Source organism: Paraburkholderia sp. NPDC080076 (assembly GCF_050281145.1).
In the GTDB taxonomy this organism is placed as follows: domain Bacteria; phylum Pseudomonadota; class Gammaproteobacteria; order Burkholderiales; family Burkholderiaceae; genus Paraburkholderia.
Genome location: NZ_JBNNWQ010000006.1, coordinates 135,011 through 151,293 on the forward strand (window position 1 = coordinate 135,011; position 16,283 = coordinate 151,293).

Annotated in this window: 12 protein-coding genes and 1 pseudogene; 9 read left to right on the plus strand and 4 right to left on the minus strand. The window is 58.9% G+C overall.

Annotation, left to right across the window (positions count from 1 at the left end; all coding sequences use genetic code 11):
- Nucleotides 1–327 precede the first annotated feature (327 nt).
- The 4 genes and pseudogenes from ACQKRQ_RS24475 to ACQKRQ_RS24490 all read left to right on the plus strand — a co-directional run.
- Complete coding sequence (locus ACQKRQ_RS24475) at nucleotides 328–903, plus strand: cytochrome b (protein WP_427479959.1); 576 nt, start codon at nucleotides 328–330, stop codon at nucleotides 901–903.
- Between the two features lie 389 nt (nucleotides 904–1,292).
- On the plus strand, nucleotides 1,293–1,457 hold the full coding sequence (locus tag ACQKRQ_RS24480) for an FmdB family zinc ribbon protein (RefSeq protein WP_427479961.1): 165 nt from the start codon (nucleotides 1,293–1,295) through the stop codon (nucleotides 1,455–1,457).
- A 609-nt stretch (nucleotides 1,458–2,066) separates the two neighbouring features.
- Nucleotides 2,067–2,381, plus strand: a complete 315-nt coding sequence (locus ACQKRQ_RS24485; protein WP_132379648.1) for a DUF3303 domain-containing protein — start codon at nucleotides 2,067–2,069, stop codon at nucleotides 2,379–2,381.
- Between the two features lie 701 nt (nucleotides 2,382–3,082).
- Nucleotides 3,083–3,218: pseudogene (locus tag ACQKRQ_RS24490) on the plus strand (YbhB/YbcL family Raf kinase inhibitor-like protein); the annotation flags it as partial.
- Between the two features lie 268 nt (nucleotides 3,219–3,486).
- On the opposite strand, the gene ACQKRQ_RS24495 reads toward ACQKRQ_RS24490, so the two are convergent.
- Nucleotides 3,487–4,857, minus strand: coding sequence for an FAD-binding oxidoreductase (locus ACQKRQ_RS24495; RefSeq protein ID WP_427479963.1), 1,371 nt, complete (start codon nucleotides 4,855–4,857; stop codon nucleotides 3,487–3,489).
- 606 nt (nucleotides 4,858–5,463) lie between these two features.
- Nucleotides 5,464–6,687: a PQQ-dependent sugar dehydrogenase gene (locus tag ACQKRQ_RS24500; protein ID WP_427479965.1), complete on the minus strand. Its 1,224-nt coding sequence runs from the start codon at nucleotides 6,685–6,687 to the stop codon at nucleotides 5,464–5,466.
- 860 nt (nucleotides 6,688–7,547) lie between these two features.
- On the opposite strand from ACQKRQ_RS24500, the gene ACQKRQ_RS24505 reads away from it, so the two are divergent.
- Nucleotides 7,548–7,850: a hypothetical protein gene (locus tag ACQKRQ_RS24505; protein WP_427479967.1), complete on the plus strand. Its 303-nt coding sequence runs from the start codon at nucleotides 7,548–7,550 to the stop codon at nucleotides 7,848–7,850.
- Nucleotides 7,851–7,948: 98 nt separating this feature from the next.
- Here the strand turns inward: ACQKRQ_RS24505 and ACQKRQ_RS24510 are convergent, their stop codons facing one another.
- Nucleotides 7,949–9,016, minus strand: coding sequence for an alpha/beta fold hydrolase (locus ACQKRQ_RS24510; RefSeq protein WP_427479969.1), 1,068 nt, complete (start codon nucleotides 9,014–9,016; stop codon nucleotides 7,949–7,951).
- Nucleotides 9,017–9,352: 336 nt separating this feature from the next.
- Between ACQKRQ_RS24510 and ACQKRQ_RS24515 the strand changes: the two genes are divergently transcribed.
- Together ACQKRQ_RS24515 and ACQKRQ_RS24520 are read left to right on the plus strand one after the other, a co-directional pair.
- Nucleotides 9,353–9,937, plus strand: a complete 585-nt coding sequence (locus ACQKRQ_RS24515) for a TetR/AcrR family transcriptional regulator (RefSeq protein WP_427479971.1) — start codon at nucleotides 9,353–9,355, stop codon at nucleotides 9,935–9,937.
- A 62-nt stretch (nucleotides 9,938–9,999) separates the two neighbouring features.
- Entirely contained in the window at nucleotides 10,000–10,746 is a 747-nt protein-coding gene (locus ACQKRQ_RS24520; protein WP_427480290.1) for an SDR family NAD(P)-dependent oxidoreductase, read from the plus strand.
- Nucleotides 10,747–11,476: 730 nt separating this feature from the next.
- Here the strand turns inward: ACQKRQ_RS24520 and ACQKRQ_RS24525 are convergent.
- Nucleotides 11,477–13,570, minus strand: coding sequence for a phosphocholine-specific phospholipase C (locus ACQKRQ_RS24525; RefSeq protein ID WP_427479973.1), 2,094 nt, complete (start codon nucleotides 13,568–13,570; stop codon nucleotides 11,477–11,479).
- Between the two features lie 548 nt (nucleotides 13,571–14,118).
- Between ACQKRQ_RS24525 and ACQKRQ_RS24530 the strand changes: the two genes are divergently transcribed.
- Together ACQKRQ_RS24530 and ACQKRQ_RS24535 are read left to right on the plus strand one after the other, a co-directional pair.
- Nucleotides 14,119–14,247: a hypothetical protein gene (locus tag ACQKRQ_RS24530; protein WP_427479975.1), complete on the plus strand. Its 129-nt coding sequence runs from the start codon at nucleotides 14,119–14,121 to the stop codon at nucleotides 14,245–14,247.
- A 215-nt stretch (nucleotides 14,248–14,462) separates the two neighbouring features.
- Nucleotides 14,463–15,629, plus strand: coding sequence for a porin (locus tag ACQKRQ_RS24535; protein WP_427479976.1), 1,167 nt, complete (start codon nucleotides 14,463–14,465; stop codon nucleotides 15,627–15,629).
- Nucleotides 15,630–16,283 lie beyond the last annotated feature (654 nt).

The window sequence follows — 16,283 nt, forward strand, 5'->3', positions numbered from 1 at the left end:
TTCCCGCAATAGGCGTTCGGAAGGACGTGAGAGATTTGCAGCAAGAACGCCGTCGCTGAGAATACTCGCGCTTCCACGAAATTTCGACGGCATCCAATTTGATGCCGGCTTGCGATCATTGGTCACTTTCTGGCCGTGTGGCCATTCCGCGACGATCGACCGTAGAGTTGGTCAGATGGACCGCCGCGTTGGGCATCAGGTTTCCTTAAGCTGAAGTCGATAGCATTGCTCAACCTTGGCGGCGCGCATTTGTGTGCAATCGAATCAAGAGCCCTCAGGTGAAGTTTTACAAGTGCAACTACGTTCCGTCGAAGCCAAGGAGTGAGAGTGGCAAACCTCCAGGAAAGCACGCGTCCGGGATATGACGCAGTCGCGCGGGCGCTCCATTGGCTAACCGTCCTGTTGATCGCGATGCAGTTCATGATTGGCTGGACGATGCCCGACGTCCACAAGGACACGCAACCAGTCGGATTGATCGCCTGGCATCTCGGTGTCGGCTCGACACTCATCGTCGTCATCCTGCTAAGGGTGATCTGGCGATTGACGCACCGACCCACGCCGGACGACCTGCCGGCGTTTTTCAGCATCGCTTCGCGCGTCACGCATCTTCTGCTCTATGCAACGCTGGTGCTAGTGCCGCTGTTGGGGTGGATCAACGCGTCCTCCCGCGGCTGGACGGTTCGGTTGCTGGGTCTCGTGCCGTATCCGGCACTGAGCGCTCCGGGCTCGGCTTTCGGCCACGAGATGGGGGATGTGCACGGCATCCTTGCCTGGGTGCTGTTCGCGCTGATTGGTCTGCACGTGGCGGCCGCGTTGTTCCATCGCCTTGTTCTGCGAGACCACGTGTTGCAACGGATGCTGCCGCGTGCGGGGCCATCGCGCCAATCGGCACGTAACCGCTGAGGTCGGCCTGCATGGCTAGGGACACAAGGAAGCGCACCGTATCAATGCTATCGGTTGGCTTCGCGCCGCGGTGTTGGCGCAAACGACGGCATCAGTTCGACGACTGGTCTGATAATTAACGTAGCATCGGCGCCGCTGAACGCGAAGGTCTCTTGTGGGACGGGTACGGCTCGTCGCGACGAGCAGCATGCCGTCAACACCCGTCGGCTGGGACGCGTACTCAACTGGCCGTAAACGGGGTGCTGGCGTTGCCTGCGGAGCCTACGATGAGCGCTTGGCGAGCCGCGTATGCGGCCGTTTTCTGCATTAGAATGGGCTAGTATGCTGCCAGCGCATTGCTGGCAGTATCTGGACAGCACGACGTGCGGGATTCGCGTTAGAGGAATGCCATGCCGACTTACCAGTATCGTTGCGAAAAGTGCGGTGAGACGTTCGAGCATGCCGAACATCTCGCTGAACATGAAACCGCTCATCCAAATTGTCCGAAGTGCGGGAGCGAGAAGGTTCAGCACATACCCACGCCATTTGTCGCGAAAACGTCCAGAAAGAGCTGAACTCTGCCCGCTGACAATTCTTCCTCTTTGGCGGGGTAAGCAACCGGGTAGGCACGTCCGTTCGGTTTCGGGGCGATATACTGCGATCTACGAAACTCATGTCCGAGCGAGCCCGTCCGAGTAACCTCGGACAAAAGCGCGCTGCCCTTACTCAACCCGTCAGATCGAATCCGTCCCGATTCAGCGCGTGAATCATCCGCTTGTATGTCAAGTTTCGCCAGGCTCCGTTCCAAGCAGATGTGTGCGCCCAGATTCGCGGCAGCCATCGCCGCGCACGCTTGTGTGAAGCCATGCATTCCGCGAGCCAGCTCGCAGTTACATTTCCGTCGAATTCCTTTGGCGATAAGCTAATCTGATTTGATGGCGACTGGACCAACGCCATCGTCTTTGAAGCACGGTTTTGGGGCCGCCGTCGTTGGCTTCGTCGTGCGTTGGCGTCCGATTCTGAACACGTAAAACGACCCTCATTGGCCGCTTTGAAGCGGTGCATAAGAAGGGCCAAACGCAATGGGCATTCGTCGCCGCTGCTCCAATTGTAGCTTGCTAATTCGCTAGCCCGTTCAACCGGCAAGCGTTCTGGCGACATCAATGTTTAAAAGGAGCATGGCAATGAAGTACATGATTAGCTGGTTCGAACGCACACAAGGTTCGCCTGTGGAGTACGAGAATGCCCAGAAGCGAATCCTTGATGTGTTTAGTCAATGGACGGCGCCAGACAACTTCAGTATCGAGTTTTTCGTGGTGCGTGTGGGAGAGTGGGGTGGGCACATGTTGGTTGACTGCGACGATCCGTTGGCGGTTCACAAAGTCTGCTCGACATTCCCCGCATTTGAATTTCGGGCGCACCCCGTAGTGGCCGTCGAGGACGCAGTCCGGGTCGAACTCGAAGCGATCGCCTGGCGAGACGGACTGAAAAGTAAGTGACATTCGAGAGGATCATGTCGCCTTCACGGCGCGTGAAGCCGAGACACAGTCCTCCTTTTTAAAGTGACCAGCGTCCTGGCACTGCCGCCGGGCGGCGGCCTAAACCCCGCTCAGTCGGACTGCCAACGGCCTGCGCCCGCCGGCAGTCGTTGACAGCAAGCGTCCGCTTCAGGTGGGATGAACGGCTGGAGCGGATCGGCTTTGGACGCCAACGCGCCGCGTCCGCGCAACTCGCGGTTTGATGCGAGCGGTGAAGCCGTGCTCGTGGATCGCACGCCACTTCGGTGGCGGCTGACCTACAATATAAGCATGGTCGCTACCCAATTAGGAGGCTGCCATGACCCAGTCTATGATCTACTTCGTTGTCGGCTTGGCGGTCTTGTTGGTCGCCGCATTCATGGTGGCACAACGTTACAGGCGCGATCACCCCGCAGAGGGAATGACTCAGTGGCTTGACTCGCACCATATGGGTTGGATGCACCGGCACAAACATTGATGCCACGTCGCAAGATGAATGGCCCCGCTTTGAAATAGCGGCTTGGGCGCGGGTATTGCCTTCACTGGCTGCGCTCCCGGTGACCTTTGTTGACGATCCCGCCGGGACAGCCATCCATGGTTGCCGCCAAGGAGCGCACCATGACGTCGACGCTAACATCGCAAGCCTTTCAACAGAACGGCGAGATTCCCGCGCGGCATACCTGCATTTCCACAACCTGTATGCGCTCGACGCTGTACTGCCCGATTTGAAAGTGCCCACCAAGGCGGCGCTTGAAAAGTGCCATGCAGGGGTACGTATTAGCGCACGCGGCACTAATCGGCACTTATGTGAAGCGATGAACGACGCGTCGTTGCATCGGGACTGAGAACAAAGGAAATCCCGTGGTGGCGACTTTATGCACGCGCGTCAGGCAGAGAACGGCTCCGAAGCGGACTTTCGCTAACCGTTTCGCGTAGCTTGCACACACTGGGTCCAGGGACCTCGTGCGCGGGGAACGTGAACCAGGCGGAGTTCGGTTAGCTCCGATCTGATTCACGTACCCGTTCGTCCGTATTCTAGCGAGCGTCGCGCTGAACACCGCCACGCGGCGAGGCCGCACGCGCAGACTCACGCCTTCGGCTTAATGTTCTGATTGACTCGGAACAGGTTGTTGGGATCGTACTTCGCCTTGATCGAGGCAAGGCGCTTGTAGTTGTCGCCGTAGCTTAGTTCGACGCGGTTCTCGGCCTCGTCGGCGTCCAGGAAGTTGACGTAGGCGCCTTCCAGATTGAACGGGTGGACGGCGCCCCAGTAGGCACGGCCCCAGGCCTTAAGCGCCTCGGCGTCCTTGGGATCGGGGCTGATCGCGGCAATTACCATCGAAAAAGACGCGTCCCGCGCGCTCCACGGCGTGGCATCCTTGGCGACGCGCCGAACGGCGCCGTCTATGGGGTAAAGGTGCATCAGGCAGAAGGGGGTGGGTGCCTTGAGCGCGTTGGCGATGTGCACGTCGATCGCCTCGTCAGGCAGCGCCTTGACAAAGTCGCCCTTCCAGTACCACTGCAAGCCTTTAGGGAAGAACGGGTCGAACAGGCTGTTGATAGCAGTCCACGGCATCTCGCCCATCCAGTTGAACAGCGGGGCGGGCAGTTTCTCGAGCAGCGAGGCCATGAGCTTCTGACCCTCTGCGATCGGTCCGTTGAAAGCGCCGATCAGAGCGCAGGCGCGTTTGTTCCAGTGCTCCTTAGGGAAGGGATCGACTGGTGGCACGGTTTTGAGGCCGACGAATAGGCCAAGCTCCTCGGGAGCGTTTGGGATGAAGTCGCGGTACATCGCCATAACTTGCCTGGCGTCCTTGGCGTCCCAGAAGATCGGACCGGCGAACACCATTTTGGCTTGGTGGGCCTGAAATAGAAAGCTGGTGACCACGCCGAAGTTGCCGCCGCCACCGCGCAACGCCCAGAACAAGTCAACGTGCTTGTCCTTGTTAGCGGTGACGAAAGAGCCGTCGGCCAGCACTACATCCACCTCGAGCAAATTGTCGATCGTGAGGCCGTGCTCGCGCGTGAGATAGCCGGTTCCGCCGCCCAAGGTCAGACCTGCGACGCCCGTGCTGCCGACGATGCCGAGTGGTACGGCGAGGCCAAAGGCGTGGGTCGCGTGATCGAGATCCGCTGCGGTGCAGCCTGGATCGACACGCACGGTGCGGCTCGCTGGGTCGACGCGCACGCTGCGCATCTGCGACAGATCGATGACCAGCCCACCGTCGCAACTGCCCAAACCGGGGCCGTTGTGTCCGCCTCCGCGGATTGCCAGAGGCAGCTTGTTATCGCGCGCGTAGTTGACCGCCGCTATGACATCGGCGGCATCGGTGCAGCGAGCGATCACTTTGGGCCGCTTATCGATCATGCCGTTGTACAGTGCTCGCGCCTCGTCGTAGTCCTGGTCTGACGGACCGATCAGCCTTCCGCGAAATCCCTGAATCGCAAACTCGTCCATGACGCTGCCTCCTTGAAGAGTTTATCCATCGCGCACGCGCGACGACGCGATGCCGTACCCAGAAGCCTCGCGCCGAATAGTCGACAAGAACGACATCGGGCGCGTGGGATCAATCGGGATTTGCACACCTATCTGGTGGCCGTTCGCGAGCCCTGGCCTCGCACCTCACTTGATGAAAAGCATAGTGCTCCGACGCAATTGCGGGAAGGAACTTCCGATTGACGATACTGACAGCAAGACGAGGGAGCAACCAGTCGAATGAAACCCGAGACCAATTGTCGGCCGCTCTTTGGTCCAGGAAAATAAGGGCGCGTCCAATCGGCGACTTGATCCGCCAGACGGCTTTGAATCGTCCGACATAGCCTCAAGAGTGGGGCCGCTACCGGGAATTCCGAAAGGCCATTTCGGGGCGGGTTCTGCGGACCGCACCGGACAGCAGTTGGCCAGAAACAGTCCTGCGCGGCGATAACGCGGGCGTTGCTGTACGCCGTTTACCGGCCGCTCGTGGATATCCGATAACGGACTAACGCCAGCGCCCATTCTCACTCACGTGGTCCTACTTTCGCGACGCGGTAACGTTACGAACATTGGCGGCGGGCGATATCGCTATTGCGCCCGCTGGATTCGCAACACTTCCCCTGCGGTCAGCACATAAATCTCCTGCGCGGCATCTGCGCCGAACGAGTACACAGTCCCCGGTATTGGCAATGACCAATCGACCGATTCCGTCACGACACCATCACGAAAGACGAAACTCTGCAGTCGGCCGGTGCATAGATCGGTGTAGAAATAACGGCCCTGGATTTCAGGTACGGCGGCGCCTCGATATACATAGCCTCCGAGGATCGCACAGCCTCCGCTTGCGTGGGTGTATTCGAAGACCGGGGGCGTCAGCCCCGTGGTATCGCAGGTGGCCGCGCCGACGCACAACGTACCTTCCATTCTGTCCCAGCCATAATTCAGCCCGCCGCTTGTCGCCGGGACGACATTGACCTCCTCGCGCGCGGACTCGCCGACATCCGCGATGTAAATCTGCCCCGTCTTATCGAAGGAGAATCGCCACGGATTTCGCAGACCGACCGCCCAGATCTCCGGCCGGTCGCCTGCGCCTGTAGCGGGCGGGTTGTCAGAAGGTATCGCGTAGCCGTTGCCCCTCACGTCAATCCTCAGCATCTTTCCGAGCAAAGATGCTTTGTTCTGCGCATTGCCGGCGGGATCATTCGAGCCGCCACCGTCGCCGGGCGCCAGGTACAGCATCCCGTCTGGTCCAAAAGCTAGCTGGCCGCCGTTGTGATTCGATGCACCTGGGTGCGGAACTGTCAGAAGCACCGTGCCGCTCGGATTGGCTACGTCAGGGTTGGCGGAAGAGACTTGGAATCGAGATACTGTGATCGCTCCATCTGCTGCGGTGTAATAGACGTAAAACCGCCCGTTCGACGCGTATGCCGGGTCGAACGCCATCGACAGCAAGCCACGCTCGCCATCGGTCGAAATCAGCGCCGAGATATCAAGATATGGCGCCGAGAGCAGCGTCCCGTCGCGGACGATCCGTATCCGCCCCGCTCGCTCGACAACGAAGAGCCGGGGGTCATTGGCAGGCGCGGTAAGGTAAATCGGAGCGGTAAGTCCACTCGCTACCGCGGTCGCTGTGAGGCGAAACGTTTCAGCAGGCCCGTAGGCAACGGTGACTGCCGACGAAGCGCCCGCAGTCACCGTGACAGACTGACTTAGGTTGGTCGGGCTGTATAACGAGGTGCCGTTCAGTACACGGTCAGCCGTGACGGTATAGGTTCCGGACGCGAGGTTTGCCAGCGTGTCGGATCGGCTCACTACCCGGCTGAACCCGCCAGGGCCGGCCACAGACACGTTTGCGGCCGTATCAGTCGGGAGGCCAGTTACCGAGAGCGACAACGCGCCAGCAGTCACGCTCCCTCCCGAGCTACCAGAGCTTCCTGCGGGGCCTGAGGCTCCATCCCCAGAGCCATTTCCACCACAGGCGGCCAGGAACAGAAGACACATACCCAGAAGACGACATGACGCCGGACGGAGGAAGGAAATCATGACTAGCTCCTGCGAGGGAATTGTCCGGAATTGATGCGCGCGTTGCAGGTTTTACATCGACAAACGTCTCTGAAAATCACCTGCAGTAGGCAAGACGGGCCTGCTTGCTCGCCCGAGCAACGAGGAAGCAAGTATTTGGCCTGGCAACGGCACCGCTCTTAGACGCGAACGCGCCGACCCGCGAGCAATGAGCGGGGCGACCCGCCTGCACACATGAGCGCTCCGCTGGCTCCCTCCCTGGAAACACCATACCAATGACCGCTCTTGCGAATCACATGCCTGGAATGATCTTTGTCGGCGTAAAAGTCGGCCACCGTCGGATCGCCAATCCTCGGCAGTGACCTTTGCCGAAATCGAACTATGTTAAGACGGTAATCTGGAGATTGGCCGCACCCAAAAAAGCTTCTTCACTTGTATCGCGATCCCGATTGATTGCAGGACACCGCCTCCGGCCACAGCCTCGAACAGCCGCTGTGCGGGCGGGCTCACTCTCCAGTCACGCAGATAGAGATTGAAACATAGACTGGACAGGCGTGGCAGCCCCTCGGCTTCGTCCAGGACCCGCAGTTCCGGGCGGCAGAATCGCGTTTACCGTTTGGGCGCCGCCGGACTAGACCGTTGGATTCGGGATGGTGCTCAAGGCCATTGAGAAGCACGGTCGCATAGACGTCCCGCTGCCCTCTGGGCCTCCCTTCTTCCGCTTCAGCGACTCGCACGAGTCGGAGCGTGCGCTGCTCGATGCGGGCTTCGTTGAGCCTCGCATTGAGGAAGTCAGTCAAACGTTGCGTATCCGCGCGCCCGAAACGCCCTTCGACGTCCTGATGCGCGGAGGTGTGCGCATCGCGGCGATCTTGAAGGCGCAGTCACCGGAGGCGCTGGCTTCGATCCAGAAAGCTGTGTCCGACGATGCGGCATCGCACGGACAATGGTGAGGTACGAGTCCCGATGCCGTGTGTGCTCGCGTCAGCGAGAAAGCCCTGAATGGTCGGCGCCATGACCTGCCAAATCAGGGCGAGCATGCACGGTCGTCTCAGTGCGTGGCAGTCTCCTTCATGAAAACACCAAGCTGCTGGGCGTAGAACGTCGCGTCGGCTAATGTGGCGTGTCCGCGGGTTTCGGCGCTGGCAGGAATCAGCAGCAAGCGGGCGTTCTTCAATTGTTTGAGCGACATCTGCATCGTGCCGGTCTCGGGCGGGTTGCGTTCGTCATCCGCGGAGTTAATCGCCAGCAAAGGCGCCTGGATGCGACTCAGTCCCGGCGCGGCGTTATAGTCGGCCGACGACGCCCATTGATAGAGGACATCGTTGGCATCGCTCTTCTGCGGCGCCGCCAGCATATCGTCGACGATCTTGTCGGCTTTCGCGTGTGTCGGAGCCAGCGCCTGGTAAGCGAGCGTGCCGCCGCTGGTGGCGATTGCGAACATCGCGCCGGCGAGGCGCAACGATGGAGGCTGCACCGTATAGTTGCCATGGTTCCACGCCGGATCCTGTTCGATCGACTCGACGAACATGCGGCGCATCATCCAGTTGCGTGCGGACATCTCGGTAGGCTGGGACGCCATCGGTACGAGCGCATCCATCATGTCCGGATATTTTTCGCCCCAAAGCCAGACCTGCATGCCGCCCATGGAATAGCCGAGGGCAAGGCGAAGATGGTGAATCCCGAGTCCTTCGGTCACCATCCGATATTGTGCGGACACCATATCGTCATAGTCGTATTGCGGAAAGCTAGCGCGCAGAACATCGGAAGGCTTGGTGGACTTACCGATGCCGAGTCCGTCGGGCAGGATGACGAAATACTTCGTCGCATCGAGCGGTTGCCCCGGTCCGAACAACTTGCCGGCAAAGTGCGGTGTCAACATGCTCGCGCCGGTTTGGTTCGTACCGTGAAGCACGAGAATCGCCGGCTTCGTGGGGTCGCCGACGGTCACATAGTGAAGGCGAACATTGTTCAGGGTTTCGCCCGTATGGAATGTGAAGCTCGGCGCGATCCAGTCGCCTTCACGCGGAGTGGGATAGTCTTGTGCTGAAGCGACAGAGGGGAGCAATACAACAAGAAAGGAAAAGCAGGCGCGGCGTAATACAGTCGAAAATCTCATGAATCGAATCCTCGAATTTGAGTGGAACATCGGAACGGATGCCTCATTCTAGAGAACAACGTTACCGACTGCTCTGACGAGGCGACAATGTTCTCTTGCTTGTCACCTCAGCGCTCGCTTTTTGCGTCCGCTTGAATCTTGCAGCCACGTCTTCGCAATCGCGCGACAGTCACCGCAATGATGCGGCGGCAGCGGCACTATTAGACGACTAGCAACTCTCCCGTCGTGGCGAAGACCACGCACTGAATAAGGTCTGGGATGCGATCTCTGACGTCTGCAACAGCCGTAGCATCGAACGTTATTGACATATCAGTCCATAATGAATATCCTCAAGCCATGGCTAGACCTAGAGAGTTCGATCGAAACGAGGCACTGGACCGCGCTACACGCGTGTTCTGGGCGAAAGGCTATGCGTCGACTTCAACGGAAGACCTGCTCGCTGCCATGAACATCGGGCGGCAAAGCCTCTACAACGCGTTCGGCGACAAACGGAAGCTCTACCTTGAAGCGCTGGAGCGATATCAACGGGAAAGCAATGCGGGTCACCTGGAGCGTCTGAATAGCAGTGCCTCGCCGTTACGTGGAATCGAGGCGCTTTTGCTCGGCCTCATAGCCGAAGATGACAGCGTCCGTGCACTCGGGTGCATGGGTGTCGGCGCTGTCAGTGAATTCGGTACTGCGGATCCGGATCTTGTGATGCTACGAAGCAAAGTGGGCCCAAGGCTTTTCAGGCGCCTGGTCGAACGCATCCGTGAGGGACAGGCATGCGGAGAAATCGACCTCGCCATCGACGCCCGCGAAGCAGCCGCCTTTTTGCAGATGACGATGCAAGGCATTCAGCTCGGGGCCCGTGCAGGTGGGGACTTTAGGAGTCTGCGCGCACAGGCCAGATTTGCAATCAGCCGCTTTAGACCGCGCTAGGCAGGCAGAGCTTGACGTGGTCGCCGCGCGCCCAGTTATGGACTGGTCTGTCAACAATGGAGATGCTAGTGAACGAGAATTGCGGACTTACAGGAAAGATTGCCATTGTCTTCGGCGGCTCGCGAGGCATTGGCGCGGCCGCGGCGAGACGTCTGGCAAAAGAGGGCGCCGACGTATCGGTGACCTACGTTTCGGCGCCGGAGCGAGCCGCCGAAACGGTTGGGGCAATCGAGGCCACCGGGCGGTCTGGCCTTGCAATCAAGGCTGACAACGCGGATCCGGCTGCTATCAAGGCAGCCGTCGCGCAGACCGTGGATCATTTCGGAAAACTGGATATTGCGGTTGTCAACGCTGGCATCTTGATGCTTGGTGACGTCGCGACGGTGAGCGTGGAAGACCTTGACCGCATGCTGGACATCAACGTGCGTGGTGTCTTTCTCGCCATTCAGGCCGCGGCTGCGCGTCTCACTGAAGGTGGCCGGATCATTACGATCGGCAGCAACACCGCGGTGCGAAGCGGACATCCGGGTTCGAGCGTCTACTCAATGACGAAGGCTGCAGTTGCCGTCATGGTAAAAGGTATTGCCATTGACCTGGCTGGCCGGGGCATTACAGTCAACAACATTCAACCCGGGCCAATTGTAACGGACATGACGGCCGATCATATCGACGCGATCAAGCCGCTCATTCCGCTTAGGCGCGCAGGCGATCCGGATGAGATCGCCGGTCTGGTTGCCTACCTCGCCCGTAAGGAGTCAGGCTACATGACCGGCTCGAGCCTCACCATCGACGGTGGTATGGCGCTATGACCGTCTGGTGACCTGTTCCATCGTTTCGATCGGCGTTCACGCTTCGCGGTGCCACGACGGGCTACGCGAATGGACGGCCCGGCTTCGGCGAGCGGGCTGCAGCCGTTCGGTTGTGGGCGAGCATAAATGGAATGTCCGCACGGCCGAGCAGTTCCGCTGCTGGAATCTGCTGCCTTCCGCTAGTCCACTGTATGAATCACGGGCGGCAGCAACGCGTCTGAAGAGGACTGCGGCGCAGAGGCTGTCCATGGTGGTGGGGGCAGGCCGGTTGACGTATCCTGGGTAGCGGCAGACGGTTGTGCCGAAACTGAAATCTGAGGCGCGGTTGCCGACGCTGATGTGGAACTGGCGTCCGGCACATTGCTGTTGTCTCCGCACGCGCTGAGCGTCGCGAGCAGGAACATTGCCGGGAGAATGCGATTGCCCGATAAGCCGCGCGAGAGACTCGTCTCGTCGCTGTCGCCTGCCAGGCGACAATTTGCGCGTGCCCATGCAGGGTGCCTGCAGCGGAATATCGACCTGATTACCCTGGTGAACATCTGCATGGTAGAAATGGTTTTTCCATGATCGGCGGGACCTATGCCCGCGGGGTGAAGGATGAAATAACCAGCGGCCGTACCGGCCCATTCATTACTGACCGTGGCGGTCTCATGACCCGTTGGATGGAGTCCCGATCGTCAACTACCCTCAAGAAGTTGACGACCGGTCGGCTGGCGTTAGCGACTCAACCTCAGCCTCCAAGCGCTGGATCTGATGCGCTGTCGCGCCCGGTCTCTACGTGACCGGCAATGCGCCACAGGGCGTTTTTGTCGGAGTCGACTGTCACTGTCAGGTCGTACCACCCGAATGAATTTCGCAGATCAATCATCAGAACGCTGACATCACCGCCGCGCACGCTGCGCTCGCCGCTTATCGGCGAGTTGTAGGCGCTGTCGACCTTGAAGACGGATCGCTCTTTACCCAGGTTTGTCAGACGCAGTTGCAGATTGCCGTTTGCGACATCGTAGCCATCGGCAATCTGAACCGCTGTTCCTTGATTGCGCGTAGAGCCTGCCTTGCCTACAAAGCGGCGCAGATAGCCGTTGGGTCCGAACAGGGAAAAGTCGTAGCTCCCACCCGGAGCGAGCATCAAATCGTCCGAAAGGTCCTTGCCTGCTTCAACCGTATAGCTACGCGGCAGATCCGTCGCATTGCCCGAATAGACCAGGAAGTTCACACCCGCGCGCCCCGTGTTCGTCATGTGCAAACGGAACGCGTTGCCTTGTCCGTTCACGCCGCCGCGAACGAAAAATTCGTACGGCAGTGCGCGTGCCGGCCGTACACCGAATTCCTGTTTCGGCAGTGACTGGGTGCTCGGCACGACTGGTATGACGTCTGGGTGACGGTTCTTGTCCGCCGGAAAGGTGGTGACTGGCAGTTGCGGGAAGCTGTCGTTTGGATTCCTGAAATTGAAAACCGATGTCAGGTCTCCGCACACCGTGCGGCGCCATGCCGTAATGTTCGGCTCCTCCAGGCTGTTGCCGTGCCCGAAACGTTTCTGGATAAACCGGATGATCGATGTGTGGTCGAAGACTTCGGAGCACACGTAACCACCCTTCGACCATGGCGAGATGGCGATCATCGGTACGCGCGGCCCAAGTCCATAGGGACCGGGTTGATTTTTGCCCGAACCCGCGAAAAACTCGTTCGCCGTGGAGACTGTGGAAAGGCCAGTCTCGGGTGTGGATGATGCATACGGCGGCGGCATGTGATCGAAGAGGCCGTCGTTCTCGTCGTAGGTCAAAAGCAGCACCGTCTTGCTCCATACTTCCGGGTTGGACGTGAGTGCCTGAAGAACCTGGTCGACATACCATGCGCCGTAGTTCGGCGGCCAGTTGCCATGTTCCGAAAATGCTTCCGGGGCCACGATGTACGAAACCTGAGGCAGCGTATTGTTTTGCACGTCCTTTCTGAGTATGTCGAAGTAGGTCCCGCTCACCTCGACCTGTGTGCCCGTGCGTGCCTTTTCGAACAACGGACTGCCGGGTTGCGCGTTCTGATACTGCTTGAAGAACAGAAGCGACGTATCTCCGAAGTTGCCGATGAAGGGATTCTGGTCGTCGCCCCAGCCGGTCGACGGATTCAAACCGGAGCCCATGTCCTGGTAGACCTTCCACGATATGCCGGCGGCCTCCAGCTTTTCCGGGAATGTACTCCATGAATAACCGGCTTCGGCGTTATCGATCACCGGGCCGCCTCCGGTTCCGTCGTTGCCTACCCAGCCGGTCCACATGTAGTAACGGTTCGGGTCGGTCGGCGTCATGGCCGCGCAATGATAGGCATCGCAAATCGTAAATGAGTCGGCCAGCTGGTAGTGAAACGGGATGTCCTCGCGCGTTAGATGGAACATCGTCGTCGTGCCTTTGACCGGCACCCACTGGTCATAGCGGCCGTTGTTCCATGCCGCATGAGTGCCGGGCCAGCTGTGATCCAGATCCTGCACGAATTGCAGACCGAGGTTTGGAAGATCGGGGCGGAAAGGCAAGACATAGCCGTCGGCGTTGTTGGCGGGCTGGAAGAATACGGACTTACCGGTTGTAAGCGGAATGGGGCGCGTATCGCCGAAACCGCGCACGCCGCGTAGGGATCCGAAGTAGTTATCGAAAGAACGATTTTCCTGCATGAAGACAACGATGTGCTGTACGTCTTCGATAGTGCCGGTCGCATTGTGCGCGGGTATCGCCAGCGCACTGCGGATACCTAGAGGCACTGCACCCAGTGCGGTGGCCGCGCCGGCCGCTTGCGCAGCGGCTCTCAGGAAATCACGTCGACTGTTTGATGTCATGTTCGTTGTTTATTTGCCGTTGATTGAGGGAAACGGCGTCCAGTGCAGCCAGAAGATAAGGAACTCGTGGCTTCACGGCACGCGCTACAGGAGACAACTGTTGACTCGCAACCGCGTAAGGCATCCGGGAGAATGGGCCTTGAACATGACCGAAATGTGGCAACTGCTTTAGAAATGAGGCGAGATGTGGCGGGCTGACTTTGGCACTGAGTACGTCTGCTTCGTCGATATGCCGGATCGTGCCAACGGTTTCTGGATGTGTGTGTTCGGAGTAAGTGAAACGCTAGGAAGTACGTTGAGAAATGTAAGGCGCCAAGTCATTTGCTTGATGCAATTTGCGTCGGCTGTCTGCCAGGAAGAGGCGTCGGGGGAAGGTCACATTTCGCAGTTGCGCGCGACGGCAACGGCAACACTGAGCGCTTTTCCGCGGAAAAGCTGCAAGCCGCCGCCTAAGCGACATTCCACAAGGAGGGCGCATATGGCTACGCAATCGCACTGATACCGCACAGCCATAGATCGACCAGACGCATTACACGCTTGACCTCACGATGCAGATCGACACTAGCGGGCGCGTGTATGTGCGCCGCGTGAACGTGATGGGCAACACGTGTACGCGCGACGAAGTGATGCGCAGTGAAACACGCCAGATCGCTCGTCGATATCCTCCCGATAACTGATCTCGGCTCACGCTTGTTCAGCCGCAGTCGCCCACGTTATTCGGAGCTGAAAGAACTCTTGCGGACTCTTTTCTGAAAGTCAGAGGAATAAATCGAGGCGGCGTTCGTTTCGTCCATTGGCTTTGATTTGCCTTCTTTCTTCCGCTTCGGCGTCGTCGGACCTGCTTGCGCTTTCCACGCGCTGCGGGCGACGCCGGCATCCTGCGAGTTTGCTAATGAAAAAAGTCATAGTGACATGTGCTTTTGTTGTGTCTGTCCCTGCCGCGTACGCGCAAAGCAGCATTACCTTATACGGCATCATTGATGAGGGTTTCGAAGCAATCAGTAACGCGCCTGTTGCCGGCAGCAAAAGCGGCGGCAGACTGTTCCGACTCGATGCCAACAACGGGCTGAACGGATCCCGCTGGGGACTCAAAGGTTCCGAAGATCTCGGCGGTGGCCTCAAGGCGATCTTTACGCTCGAGAACGGCTTTGAACTCAACACCGGAAATCTCGCGCAAGGCGGCGCCGAATTTGGCCGTCAGGCCTTTGTAGGATTGTCGAGTGATCGGTATGGCACCGTGACGCTCGGGCGGCAATATGATCCCATCGTCGACTACGTCGGAATATACGAATTCGGTGATTCAAATCTTGGCTCGGATCATGCGGCACATCCCGGTGACCTCGACAATTTCAATTTCACGCGTCGCCAGAACAATTCAGTCAAGTACCAGAGCCCCAACTTCGGCGGGTTGAGTTTCGAAGGCCTCTATAGCTTCGGTGGTGTGCCAGGCTCGCTTGCAACCAACCAGGCATACTCCTTCGGAGCCCATTTCGTGAGGGGCCCGCTTGGCATGTCCGTGGCATATTCACACGTCAACAATCCGGCGGCGTCGTTGTTCGGGAGCAACCCAAGCGATACCGCGACGTCGAACGGGCTGACCGCGAGCCCGATCTACAGCGGCTATGCATCGGCAGGAACGTACCAGGTAGTAGCGGCCGGCGGTTCTTATAAGTTTGGACGCGTCGTCATGGGCGCGACCTATTCGAACATTCGCTATTCGAACATTGCCGCGCTTAGTGGAAGCAGTGCGCATTTCAACGATGCGGAAGTCAGCCTGCAGTACCTGATTGCCCCGGATTGGTCGGTTGGAGCGGCTTATAACTTCCTGAAAGGGAATGCCGTGACTCAAACGATTGGGGGCGCGAAATACAATCAGTTCTCCGCCGGTGTGAATCACACGCTGTCCAAGCGCACCGATGTCTATCTTTCAGGCGAGTGGCAGACGGTTAGCGGAAACGACTCGACCGGGCACGCGGCGGTCGCGAACATCGCTGATTTGCCGCCTTCTTCGAATCGGCATCAGGCGGTCGCTCGTATCGGGATCCGGCATAAGTTCTAGTCTTACTGTGTCAAACCCCAGGGCGGTTTTTAGGTTTTCGACAGCATGGATATGTACGGAGCCGGACAACCGGCAGCGTACTCCAGTCGAAACCGATACCGCTGCCGGAAGCACATGCGGTCTTCCTTGGGAGTCTCTCCAATTTTTGCACGCTCTCGACAGACGCGCGTATCGGCCGCTCGACAGTTCGTGTCGAGGACTACGGTGACGCCCAAGGAAATTTCGGCTGTCAACGCGCTCCGAGCGGGCGGCGACACCGCCGTTTCGCTAGTTGGCGCACACCAAATCGATGCCGAAACAGTGAGCCTGTTATCCGGACCACGAGCGCGCACCTGGACTGAGCGAAGGTCTCATGGAAACAGGCGGAAGTAGGCTTTAGAAATAGCCTCTGGAGACACGCAAGTCTCGCCATAGTAGGCACACGCAATCTTGCCGGACGGCTCGTCTGACGGTTCCGGCTCACTCCATCCCAGTACCAGAGTTGTCAAGCCTGCAGCAGCAAGCAGGCCTATCACGCAAACAAGTCGCTTCATGGCGGTCACCTCATTTCGTCGATACAGTTGACACTGCTGTCTTCAGTCACGCAGCAAGCAATTGGCTATCAGGCAATGCGCAACTCAGAGGTGGAGGCGGTAGGGATATTTACATTGCTGT